Annotated in this window: 11 protein-coding genes; 6 read left to right on the forward strand and 5 right to left on the reverse strand. The window is 47.8% G+C overall.

The features are described from left to right. Positions 1 to 60: 60 nt before the first annotated feature. The 5 genes from ACFVP7_RS17830 to ACFVP7_RS17850 form a co-directional block, all read right to left on the reverse strand. Positions 61 to 1,449, reverse strand: coding sequence for a bifunctional UDP-sugar hydrolase/5'-nucleotidase (locus ACFVP7_RS17830; protein ID WP_137200994.1), 1,389 nt, complete (start codon positions 1,447 to 1,449; stop codon positions 61 to 63). A 19-nt stretch (positions 1,450 to 1,468) separates the two neighbouring features. Beyond that, positions 1,469 to 2,290: a sulfite exporter TauE/SafE family protein gene (locus tag ACFVP7_RS17835; RefSeq protein ID WP_024572475.1), complete on the reverse strand. Its 822-nt coding sequence runs from the start codon at positions 2,288 to 2,290 to the stop codon at positions 1,469 to 1,471. A gap of 17 nt (positions 2,291 to 2,307) precedes the next feature. Then, positions 2,308 to 3,156, reverse strand: coding sequence for a DUF72 domain-containing protein (locus tag ACFVP7_RS17840; protein WP_212129364.1), 849 nt, complete (start codon positions 3,154 to 3,156; stop codon positions 2,308 to 2,310). 37 nt (positions 3,157 to 3,193) lie between these two features. Next, positions 3,194 to 3,541, reverse strand: a complete 348-nt coding sequence (locus ACFVP7_RS17845; protein WP_014480757.1) for a hypothetical protein — start codon at positions 3,539 to 3,541, stop codon at positions 3,194 to 3,196. Between the two features lie 96 nt (positions 3,542 to 3,637). Then, positions 3,638 to 4,978 carry an allantoinase gene (locus tag ACFVP7_RS17850; protein ID WP_396582600.1) on the reverse strand — a complete coding sequence of 447 codons (1,341 nt, stop codon included), beginning with the start codon at positions 4,976 to 4,978 and terminating at the stop codon, positions 3,638 to 3,640. Between the two features lie 174 nt (positions 4,979 to 5,152). Here ACFVP7_RS17850 and pucR point away from each other — a divergent pair, with 174 nt between their 5' ends. From pucR to yuzJ, 6 genes are all read left to right on the forward strand, one after another. Further along, positions 5,153 to 6,748 (forward strand): purine catabolism transcriptional regulator PucR, encoded by a 1,596-nt coding sequence (gene pucR / locus ACFVP7_RS17855; RefSeq protein WP_396582602.1) that lies wholly within the window; start codon positions 5,153 to 5,155, stop codon positions 6,746 to 6,748. 144 nt (positions 6,749 to 6,892) lie between these two features. Further along, positions 6,893 to 8,242, forward strand: coding sequence for a uric acid permease PucJ (gene pucJ, locus ACFVP7_RS17860; protein WP_396582604.1), 1,350 nt, complete (start codon positions 6,893 to 6,895; stop codon positions 8,240 to 8,242). 5 nt (positions 8,243 to 8,247) lie between these two features. Beyond that, positions 8,248 to 9,540 carry a uric acid permease PucK gene (gene pucK / locus ACFVP7_RS17865; protein ID WP_273796468.1) on the forward strand — a complete coding sequence of 431 codons (1,293 nt, stop codon included), beginning with the start codon at positions 8,248 to 8,250 and terminating at the stop codon, positions 9,538 to 9,540. Positions 9,541 to 9,552: 12 nt separating this feature from the next. Further along, positions 9,553 to 11,037 (forward strand): factor-independent urate hydroxylase, encoded by a 1,485-nt coding sequence (gene pucL, locus ACFVP7_RS17870; protein ID WP_396582606.1) that lies wholly within the window; start codon positions 9,553 to 9,555, stop codon positions 11,035 to 11,037. Beyond that, the gene (uraH, locus tag ACFVP7_RS17875; protein WP_396582608.1) at positions 11,037 to 11,381 is read left to right on the forward strand and encodes a hydroxyisourate hydrolase; all 345 of its coding nucleotides are present in this window, start codon (positions 11,037 to 11,039) and stop codon (positions 11,379 to 11,381) included. Before pucL ends, uraH begins: the two co-directional genes overlap by 1 nt. Positions 11,382 to 11,804: 423 nt before the next feature. Continuing rightward, positions 11,805 to 11,936, forward strand: a complete 132-nt coding sequence (gene yuzJ, locus ACFVP7_RS17880) for a YhzE/YjcZ family sporulation protein YuzJ (RefSeq protein ID WP_396582610.1) — start codon at positions 11,805 to 11,807, stop codon at positions 11,934 to 11,936. Positions 11,937 to 12,023 lie beyond the last annotated feature (87 nt).

Here is a 12,023-nt window from a genome sequence, read left to right on the forward strand (position 1 = left end):
ACCACTCCCTTCATTCATCACTTTATGATGAAGGGCACAGCTTGTTGTGGGCTGACTGCCTTATTGCGCAAGCTTCCAAGCAAGCAGATCCCGCAAAAATTCCGGCATAAAATATTCTTTTTCTGCAGCGTCGCGAATCAGCGGAAACAGTTTGCCGAGCGTAAACATATCAAGCACCGCAACGGAGTATTGTTTATGTTTTTCAATATCTTCCCCGTTCAGTGTGATCCGGGTGACGTGGGTGATCCCGTCATCGAGCCGTTTCGTTTCTACCTCAACGCCGGCATACACCATTTTCCCCATCACTTCTCCGCGGAAGCCGAGTCCTTTGATCCGGAGCTGCTCCATTTGTTCGGAAGCGGCATGGACAATGGTTTCCTTCAGTTCTTCTCCCGTCAGGCGGACAGCCACCGGGTTGATCGGATGCGGGCAGATGCGGTGCAGATCCAGCTTTGTCACAGGACCTGCTTTTAGCGGACCGAGAATGACACCTGAATTGACCATACTGATGTCCGTCTCGCACCATTCCTTTAAGGCGTATGCCAAAAGCAAAGGCAGCTCTGATTCTTCAAACCACTTCACCTCAGCATCTTGTGCAAGCTCTGCAACAGCATCGGACAGTTTCTCCTCGGCTTCTCGTTCTTTTTCATTGAGAAACGCTTTTGTTTCTGTGGATTCTCCTGTCCATTCCGCCATGTTCTGCACAGAAGCCGTTTTGCTGATGATGCTTCGCTGTACGCTGTCCACCGTGATTTCTACACAGCCGACATAATGCCCGTATTTCTCGGCGCTGGCCAGCAGTACCCCATTAACCACTTGTCCATCTTCAAGCAAATGATGGGTATGTGATTCGAGGATTACATCAATCTCAGGCACCGCTTCAGCCACTGCCTGATCATCAAGAATGCCTAAATGTGACAGCAGAACGATAATATCAGCCTGCCCTTTCACTTCCAGAATGGTTTCCTTTATGCTTTCAAGAGCATCCGTTACTGTCCATCCCAGCTTGTCATATACAGGATAATACGGCACAGTTACGCCTAAGAAAGCAATGGACATGCCGTTTTTCAATGATTTGATATGGTAAGGCACCGCCCAGGACGGACGGTTTCCATTTTTATCAAACAGATTAGAGACGATGACAGGAAATTCAGCATGATCATATAAGGCAGCAAGCTCTTCATGCGGAAGCGTAATCCCTTCGTTATTGCCGATCGCCGCTCCATCAATGTGTAGGCGGTTTAAGAGATCGACATTCGCTTTTCCGAATGTCGCCTCTGTCACGAATTGAAAACGATCTAGATGATCGCCAATATCAAAAACGAGCGTCTCTTCGCCGTCTGACTGATGCTCTTTTCTTTTCTGCTCGATATAATCTACAATTTTCGGCCAGTTTTCAAAATGGCTGTGCAAATCATTTGTATGATATAAGCGGAGCTTCTCCTTCATAATATCTCTCCCTAATCGTTCAGCTGAAAATGCCTTCATAAATGAGCTGGCAGCCGATCAAAATCAATACGATCCGCATGATCATAACGATCGTTTTCGTCTGCATTTTTCTGTTGATGGCGGCGCCAAGCTTTCCGCCGAACCAAGCGCCGGGCACAAGCGCGAGGGCGTACAGCCAATTGACGTGCCCGGAAATCATATGTGAAACAGACCCTGTCATAGAAGACAGAAAAATAATAAACATGGACGTTGCCACCGCAACCTTCGGCGGAAACAGAAATAACAGCATCATCGCCGGAACCATCAGTGATCCGCCGCCTATACCGAAAAGTCCGCCTAAAAAACCGACAACAAAGGCAATGGCAATACCGACAGGGGCCTGATATGAGTACGTATAAGGCTCACCGGCATCATCCTGAAATGTCCGGATAATTCCTTTGTGCGCTTTGTTGATTGGCCGGGCTTTGGCTTTCAGCATTAAGGATAATGAAATCAGAATCATAAAAATGCCAAACCAAACGGAAAACGAGTTTGAATTGAACAGCTTTGACACGTAAGCCCCGATCATGCTGCCGGGACCTGAACCGATAAAGAAAATGAGCCCGCTCTTATAATCAACGGTTTTATATTTAATATAAGCCAAAGTTGAAGAAAGACCCGTAAAAATAATGACCAAAAGCGAAGTTCCAATCGCAACCTGCGGCGTCACATCCTGAAACAGCTCCGTCACTGTGCTTAAAAACATCAGAGACGGCACAATGACAATTCCGCCGCCAAGCCCGATCAGACTTCCTACCGTACCTGCGATTAATCCCAGGACGACCAAAATCACAAACGACATCAGTAAAAACCTCTTTTCTAAAATAAATCGAGCTGTCTCGGAGCAAGTCCGCTGTACTCGATATCAAGCAGTTCAAGCATCTGCTTGCCGTTATCCGCGGCGTCACCGCCGGAATTGTTGTTGAACAGAACAAAAACATCCTTACATTGCTGCTGCAATTCATTCAGGTGCTTTTTCCAATCCTCCAGCTCCTGTTGGTTGTAGCGGTATAAGTACCTGACCTCCCGCCAGTTTTTCCCGCCATCAGGCTTCATCCAGCCCTGCTTGTTGCGTCCGTGAAATCTGACGAGCGTTTTGTTTTCATCGGTCGCGCGCAGCACAGTCGGAACGCTGCCTTCTCCGATTTGCGGTTCATCACAGACACTGTGAATCCAGCCTTCCGCTTTCATAAATGAAAGCGTCTGCTCATAAAATGGCGGCGAGAACCAGGAACGGTTTCTGAATTCAAGCGCACAAGGGATATCTCCCATTTGGTGCTTGCACCATCTCAAATAGGCGACATTCTCCTTCTTGCAGTCAAACCACGGCGGAAATTGAAACAGCACCATGGCGAGCTTATTGCTATGTAAATATGGCGTTAAAGACACCTGAAACGCATCAAACATTTCCTCTTTTGAGTCAAAGGGAATTTCGCCGCGCTGATGCCCTGTCATGCCCTGATATGCTTTCACGATAAATTGGAAGGTTTCGGGCGTTTCCTTCACCCACTTTTCATTATTGCGCGCCGGCTGAATCGCATAAAAGCTCGCGTCTAATTCCACGATCGGAAAATGGGAGGAATAGGCCTGCAATTTTTTCTGGCTGGCCGTTTTCGGCGGATAGATGCTGTCATGATCCCCCCACCCCGTCAGTCCGATATAAATCACACTCATTCACCTCTCTTCCAGTTTATCACACGTGTTTTCAGGTTTCCTTGGAAATGCTGTTCATATGGCGGGAAAATGCAGAACGAAGATGCTGATATTGTTCCTCATTCGTATCTAAAAACGCCTCTTCTCTTGAGGAAGGAATATGCTGATATTCAATAGGCGCCTGAAACTGCTCACTCGTAAAATCGTACATCACACCATTGATGCTGTTGTAAAAATGCCAGCTCTCACCGACTTTTGTTTTGAAAATCGTGCCGCCGAAATGGTCTTGAATCACCAATGCCGTCACGCCGCATTGGCCGCATGACGGGCATTCTTCCGTCCATTTAGAGCTCGAATGGCGCGACCAGGATTGCTTAAGTATGTATTTGACATGCTCCATTGCCTCCGCCTCCTTTAAAAAAAGATACCACGTTGATGAGATTTTAAAAACTAGAACGGAGGAAATCAAAAAACCCGGCGGGAAAATCCGCCGGGCTTACGAAGGAACGACCAGAGCTCCGTCTATTTCAGTGACTTTTTCCCCATCATTGTACACGCACCGGCCTTTGCTGTAAGTGGCCGAAATGCTGCAGGGAAATGTATGTCCTTCGTAAATGCTTTTTTTATGCTTTGCAAACATCGATTCTCTTGTAACAGTGTACGGCTCCATGCTGACGAGCACGAAATCTGCATCACACCCCGCCTCAAGCCGCCCTTTTTTCTGAAGGCCGAATCGTTTTGCAGGCGCCGCCGCTGTCCATTCTGCGATGGTTTCAAACGGAATCTGATGCTCAAGCGCCAGTTCCAGCATTCCTAATAAAGTGAACTGCCCGCCGCTGATTCCGCCCCATGATAAAAACATGTTATCCTCCCGCTTCAAGGATGGACGGCAAGGGGAATGGTCTGAGGAAACCATGTCAATGTCCCCGGCAATGAGCGTCTCGATCAGCGTCTCTTTTGATTGCCGTGACCGGAGCGGAGGCGCGCATTTTGCGACAGAGCCCCTTTGCCGTAAATCGTCATGGCTGAACAAGACATAATGCGGGCATGTTTCAACCGAAACATCAAGACCTTCCTGTTTCGCCTCTCTGATCAGCCGGACCGCTTTCGCCGTGCTGATATGGACAAAATGAACCGGACAGCCTGTCACCTTCGCATACTGAATCGTGCGATACACCGCTTCAACTTCTGCTTCCTCCGGGCGGGAGGCGGCGTACGCATCCGCGTCCACCTTTCCTTTATTGGCCAAAACCATCTGCAAGTAGCTTGTGATCGCGTCACTTTCCGCGTGGAGAGCGAGGATTTTTCCTGCAGCCGCGATTTCTGCCATGCCTTTGAGCAATGTCCGTTCATCAACAGAGCGGAACTCATCAGTGCCTGACTTTGATAAAAACGCTTTAAACCCGATCGCTCCCGCTTCAGCCATCGGACGGATGTCCTCGATATGGCCTGGCACAAGGCCGCCCCATAGCGCAAAATCCACGGCAGATTTTTGCCTGCCTAGCTCAGCTTTTGAGAGAAGATGCTCTGCCGTCACGGTTGATGGAATACAGTTGAGCGGCATATCAAAATAGGTGGTGCAGCCGCCTGCGGCCATCATTTGAGAACCTGTTTCAAACCCCTCCCAATCCTCCCTGCCCGGTTCATTAAAATGAACATGGCAGTCTATCACACCAGGAAACACGTATTTCCCGTCTGCCTGGATGATTTCCGTCCCGCTTGCTTCAATGTCAGAACCTATCTCGGCAATGACACCGTTTTGAACTGCAATATCAGCTTCTGTAACGCCACCTGGCGTAACTGCCTTCGCACCTTTTATCACCATATCGTAAGCCATATTGATCCCCCCATATAAGGATAATGATTTTTCATGTCAGTTTATGTCACACAATCAGTTCTATTTTCCACAGTTTACTGCTACTATGATCGTATTACATCAGCAAAACCGCTAGAATTCCTATTGAAAATTATTCACCTTAACCAATGTTTTTATAGAAAAGGAGAATGCGCTATGAATATTTTTGATGTGATGAAAATACCGGCTTTTGAAAACGCCAATTTAATCGCTGGAAAAGCAGGAGGGGAAAGAGAGGTTCAGCATGTCAATATGATGGACGCTCCGGATATCGCAGACTTTTTGCATAAGAATGAATTGCTCGTCACCACCGCCTATCACCTGAAGGATCACCCGCATCAATTATCTGAACTGATTCGGCAAATGGCAAAACGCGGCTGCGCGGGCCTCGGCATTAAAACAAAGCGCTATCTGGAAGATATCCCGAAGGAAATCATCGAACTGGCCGATTCATATGCGTTTCCAATCATTGAGCTTCCGGAACATATCCGACTCGGCGATATTGTGAATGCCACACTCAGCCATATTCTCGATATGCGTTCTAACGAACTGCAGCAAGCCATTTACGCGCATAAAAAATTCACAAACCACATTATGAGCGGCAAGGGGCTGCAATCCCTCCTCAAAAAGGTGTCAGACCTCCTTCAGCTTCCCGTGCTGCTGCTTGACCAGCATGCCAAAATGCTGTCTGCTTCTCATCAGATTTCAGTTGAGACCGAAAAGCTGAAAGGCACCCTGAATACCGTATCCGGGCCGTTTTTTACTTGTTTCTCTACAATCTCAGATCAGAAAACATATTCTGTCCTGCCTATTTATAATCACGAAAAAAACTGCGGCTACCTGCTGATACCGGACATAGTGCAGGCCGGCGACAAAGGATTGATCCTCACCATTGAACAAGCGGCCAACGTCATTTCCTTTGAACTGCTGAAGGAAAATGCGCTGAAGCAGTTCAGCCGGCGGGCCCGCAATGAGTTTTTCAGCAATTTTATTGAGCGGTCCTTTTCTTCAGATGACGAAATCAAAAACCGGGCGAAAGAATTCAAGCTGCGCTGGGATCAAAAATACATGTGCATTGCCGGCAAACTCGATCGCAATGACGAATCAATCAGCTTTACAGAAAATCAGCTTGCTTCCGACAGCGTATTCGAATTTCTTGAAGGTGAATTATCAGCCTTCCCGTTTCCGCCTCACTTCTTTATGAAAGGAAACGTCGGCATTATTCTAATCGAAGCGACAGACAGCTGGAGTGAAATGCACGCCTCGGTGATCAGCTTTTTAGAACAGTTCCAAACACAGGTCAGCGCTCAATTTAAACGAACCGTGTCCTTTGGCATCAGCAATATCTGCCAAAAGCTCATTGATGTTCCCGACGCTTTCACAGAAGCTTCTGATGCTCTGCAATCGGGGCATTTGTCAAGAAGCACCGCATTTATCCAGGTGTATCACGCCAAAGATGTGCCTGAGCTTCTGCGCTTGCTCCCGGTTGAGGATTTGAAGAAATTTTACAACTCCACGCTTCAGAGCCTCGCTGAAAAACAGCAGGAGGATCAAAGCCTGCTTCATACGCTTTCCGTCTATTTAGAGACACACTGCCAAATTTCAGAGACGGCAAAGCGTCTGTACGTTCATCGCAATACGGTCATATACCGCCTTGAAAAATGCGAAGAGCTGCTGGGGAAAAGCTTAAAAGATCCTGAAACAACGATGCGTTTGCGGCTTGCCTTACGTATGCAGCGGCTGATCAGCTAATGTTTGTTACATTTTCTTACAAAATGAATCATTTTTCGTCACTTTCAGCAATCACACCTGTCTTTTTCAGCTACTGTATCCAATGACACCCCTTGATCGGCACGATATCATGTTACTAAAGTTCACATACAAGGAGGGACTATAGTGAAAAAAAGATCGTTTAAGGTGTTTACGCTTAGCCTGCAGCATGTGCTCGCCATGTATGCAGGTGCGATTTTGGTGCCACTGCTTGTCGGCAGAGCGCTGAATGTAACAACTGAACAGCTGTCCTACCTATTGGCGATTGACCTGTTAACATGCGGCGTCGCGACGCTTTTGCAAACCTTGCGCGGAGCATACATCGGCATCGGGCTTCCCGTCATGCTTGGCAGTTCATTTGTGGCCGTCACCCCGATGATTGCAATCGGCAGCAATTACGGCATTCACGCGATTTACGGTTCCATCATCGCGGCCGGTGTGTTCATCTTTTTGTTTGCGCGTTTTTTCGGCAAGCTGACTGTGTTATTTCCTCCTGTCGTAACAGGTACCGTTGTGACCTTGATCGGCCTTTCACTTGTTCCGACAGGTGTGAAAAATATGGCTGGCGGCGAAAAAATAAACGGCAGCGCCAACCCCGAATACGGTTCGCTCGAAAACCTTCTTCTCTCTGTCGGTGTCCTTGTTCTGATCTTAGTCCTCAACCGCTTTCTCAAAGGATTTGCCCGAACACTATCCGTTCTGATCGGCATCGCCGCCGGAACAGCGGCAGCAGCGATCATGGGCAAAGTCAGCTTTTCTTCTGTTACAGAAGCACCGTTCTTCCAAATCCCGAAGCCTTTTTACTTCGGAGCCCCTGCGTTTGAAATCGGTCCGATCTTAACGATGCTGATCGTCGGAATCGTCATTATTGTGGAATCAACCGGCGTTTTTTACGCAATCGGAAAGATATGCGGCAGACCTTTAACTGACAAAGATCTCGTCAAAGGCTATCGAGCGGAAGGAATCGCCATTCTCATCGGCGGGCTGTTCAATGCCTTTCCTTATAATACCTTTGCGCAAAACGCCGGCTTATTGCAGCTGACCAAAGTGAAAACAAGAAACATCGTCGTTACCGCAGGCTGTATCCTTGTCTGTCTCGGACTGATTCCGAAGATTGCCGCCCTTGCATCTGCCGTTCCTGCTGCTGTACTTGGCGGCGCGACCGTCGTCATGTTCGGCATGGTGATTGCCTCCGGCGTCAAAATGCTCAGCACAGCGGATCTCAAAAATCAATACCACCTCCTAACCATCGCATGCTCAATCGCACTCGGCATCGGCGCCAGCACGGCCCCCGGGATTTTTGCTGAATTCCCCGCTCCGATTAGAATTCTGGTCAGTGACGGCACCATCACTGGAAGCCTGACCGCCATCTTTTTGAATCTATTTTTCAGCTTGCGCGACAAAAAAGAATTAACAGCACAGCAAACAGAACTTCCGGTATTAGAACATACACTCGTATTAGAAAAAGAGGTGTAAAAAAGATGAAGGAACAGCACAATGCCTTACAGCTGATGATGCTGGGGCTTCAGCACATGCTTGCCATGTATGCGGGAGCCATTCTCGTTCCGCTGATTGTCGGAGCGGCGATCGGGCTGAATGCGGGGCAGCTGACGTATTTAATCGCGATTGATTTGTTTATGTGCGGGGCGGCAACTCTTTTGCAGCTCTGGAGAAACCGATATTTCGGCATCGGCCTGCCCGTTGTGCTCGGATGTACGTTTACCGCAGTCGGCCCGATGATTTCCATCGGAAGCACTTACGGTGTCCCAGCGATATATGGTGCCATTATCGCCGCAGGACTGATTGTCGTCTTAGCCGCGGGCTTCTTCGGGAAGCTTGTCCGTTTTTTTCCGCCTGTCGTAACCGGATCAGTCGTCATGATCATCGGCATCAGCCTGATTCCAACGGCAATGAATAACCTGGCCGGAGGTGAAGGAAGCAAAGAATTCGGCTCACTCGACAACGTGCTCCTCGGGTTTGGCGTCACAGCTTTTATCTTATTGCTGTTTTATTTTTTTAACGGCTTTATCCGCTCCATAGCGATTTTACTCGGTCTTATCGCAGGAACAGCGGCTGCATATTTCATGGGAAAGGTCGATTTTTCTGAGGTCTTGGAGGCGTCTTGGCTTCATGTCCCGTCTCTGTTTTATTTCGGACCGCCAACCTTTGAGCTGCCGGCTGTTGTCACGATGCTTCTCGTTGCGATTGTCAGCCTCGTTGAATCGACAGGCGTTTATTTTGCCCTCGCCGATATCACAAACCGCAGGCTGTCGGAGAAGGATCTGGAAAAGGGCTACCGGGCAGAAGGCCTTGCGATTTTGCTGGGCGGCTTATTTAACGCGTTTCCCTATACAGCTTTCTCGCAGAATGTCGGCATCGTTCAGCTCTCAAAGATGAAAAGTGTCAACGTCATCGCCATCACAGGAATCATACTGGTCGCGATCGGGCTGGTTCCAAAAGCAGCGGCCCTGACAACAGTGATCCCCACCCCAGTTCTCGGCGGCGCAATGATCGTCATGTTCGGCATGGTCATTTCTTACGGGATCAAAATGCTATCCAGCGTTGACCTTGATTCGCAAGGCAACTTGCTGATTATCGCCTCTTCCGTCAGCTTGGGGCTTGGCGCCACAACAGTTCCTGCGTTGTTTTCATCTCTTCCGGGCGCGGCCTCTGTCTTGGCAGGAAGCGGAATTGTGATCGGCAGTTTGACGGCCATTGCACTGCACGCTTTTTTTCAAACCAAACAGCCGAATGGCACAGACATAAAAACGTAAAGGAAGATGCCAATGTTCACAATGGATGACCTGAACAAAATGGACACACAAACACTGACAGGCACACTTGGTTCTATTTTTGAACACTCTTCATGGATTGCGGAGAGATCCGCAGCACTACGGCCGTTTTCGTCCCTTTCTGATCTTCACCGCAAAATGACTGGCATTGTAAAAGCCGCGGATCGCGAGACACAGCTTGATTTAATCAAAAAGCATCCCCGGCTCGGAACAAAGAAAACAATGAGCGATGACTCGGTACGAGAGCAGCAGAACGCGGGGCTCAGCAAATTAGAACAGCAGGAATACGAGGAGTTTCTCATGCTGAATGAACACTATTATGATCGCTTCGGCTTTCCTTTTATTTTAGCGGTGAAGGGAAAGACAAAACAGGACATTCACCAAGCCCTGCTGGCAAGGCTTGAGAGCGAACGAGAAACGGAGTTCCAGCAGGCCCTTATAGAAATTTACCGAATCGCCCGCTTTCGTCTGGCTGACATCATCACTGAAAAAGGAGAGACGCAAATGAAAAGAACCATGTCTTATGGCAAAGGAAATGTATTTGCATACCGAACGTTTTTAAAACCGCTCACTGGAGTGAAGCAAATCCCAGAATCATCTTTTGCCGGGAGAAGCAATACCGTTGTCGGCGTTGATGTGACATGCGAAATTGGCGGAGAAGCCTTCCTGCCATCATTTACAGACGGAGACAATACTCTCGTCGTGGCAACGGATTCAATGAAAAACTTTATCCAGCGCCATCTCGCATCCTATGAAGGAACGACAACCGAGGGGTTCCTACACTATGTAGCTCACCGATTTTTAGATACCTATTCTCATATGGACAAGATCACTCTGACTGGCGAAGACATTCCGTTTGAAGCAATGCCTGCATACGAGGAGAAAGAGCTCAGCACAAGCCGCCTCGTCTTCAGAAGATCGCGTAATGAACGAAGCCGCTCTGTGCTGAAAACAGAACGAAGCGGGAATACCATAACGATTACCGAGCAATACAGCGAAATCATGGATCTTCAGCTCGTCAAGGTGAGCGGCAACTCCTTCGTCGGCTTCATTCGGGACGAATATACGACTCTCCCCGAAGACGGCAACCGCCCGCTGTTTGTCTATTTAAACATCAGCTGGCAATATGAAAATACAAATGACGCATACGCTTCTGATCCAGCCCGCTACGTTGCGGCTGAACAAGTCCGCGACTTGGCGAGCACCGTTTTTCACGAGCTCGAAACCCCTTCAATCCAAAACCTAATCTATCATATCGGCTGCAGAATATTAGCGAGGTTCCCGCAGCTCACTGATGTCAGCTTCCAATCTCAAAATCACACGTGGGATACGGTTGTCGAAGAAATCCCGGGCTCAAAAGGAAAAGTCTACACCGAACCGCGCCCGCCATACGGTTTCCAACATTTTACCGTGACAAGGGAAGACGCCGAGAAAGAAAAACAGAAAGCCGCTGAAAAATGTCGGAGCCTGAAAGCCTGATGGGAAAACTGACAACCCATATTTTAGATTTAACCAGCGGCAAACCAGCGGCGAACGTAAAAATTGAATTGAAGCGGCTGAGCGAAAGTATTATGAAAGAGGTTTACACTAACAATGACGGCAGAGCCAATGTCCCTCTGCTGGCTGGTGAAGAGCTGGTGTCCGGAGAGTATGTGATGGAATTTCATGCAGGAGACTATTTTGCGAATAAAAACGTGAATACGATCGACCAGCCGTTTTTAACCATAGTCACCGTCCGTTTTCAGCTTGCAGATCCAGATGCACATTATCATATCCCGCTCTTGCTGTCGCCGTTTGGTTATCAGGTGTATAGGGGGAGTTAAGAAGGAAGCCCGCCTCACCGGCGGGCTTCTATTTGCACTTCAATAAACTTTTGATCCTAGGACAGTACTTGAAGTGATCCCCACACTTAGTGAAACAACAGCTAGAATAAACATTCACCTATATTTTTCAGGATAATTGCCTACGAGAAAAATATCCTGTAGTCCTTTCATTTATAAATCGAGGTTTCAAACTAATAAGTCAGCTCTTAGCAGCCGAGCTCCCTTCTCCAATCCTATAAACAGACCGCGTTTTTTCTCGAAAAAATACTCTGAAGACAATTGCTGCGTTTTTAATAGTTTTGATAACGCGTTCTCTCTTACACCTTTAGATAAAATATTCATTTTTTCTTTTTTAGACTTAAATCTATGTCGAAAATAATCGTTGGCATATCTTATACTATCTCCACTAAAGGAGGTGACATTATGGGATTCTACAATTCTGGTGGATACAGTGGAAACTCTGGTTACTCAAACGGTTTCGGGAACTCCTTCGCTTTGATCGTGGTGCTATTCATTTTGTTGATCATTGTTGGAGCAGCTATCTTTAATTATTAAGTTTAACTTTCCTTGCCTCCGCCGTATCCAACACCTCCCTGTCCGACAGACGCCATAAGAAGTTTTTATGGCGTCTTTGCTATGGAT

Origin of the sequence: Bacillus sp. SG20033 (genome assembly GCF_044570195.1) — a bacterium.
Taxonomy (GTDB): Bacteria; Bacillota; Bacilli; order Bacillales; family Bacillaceae; genus Bacillus; species Bacillus subtilis.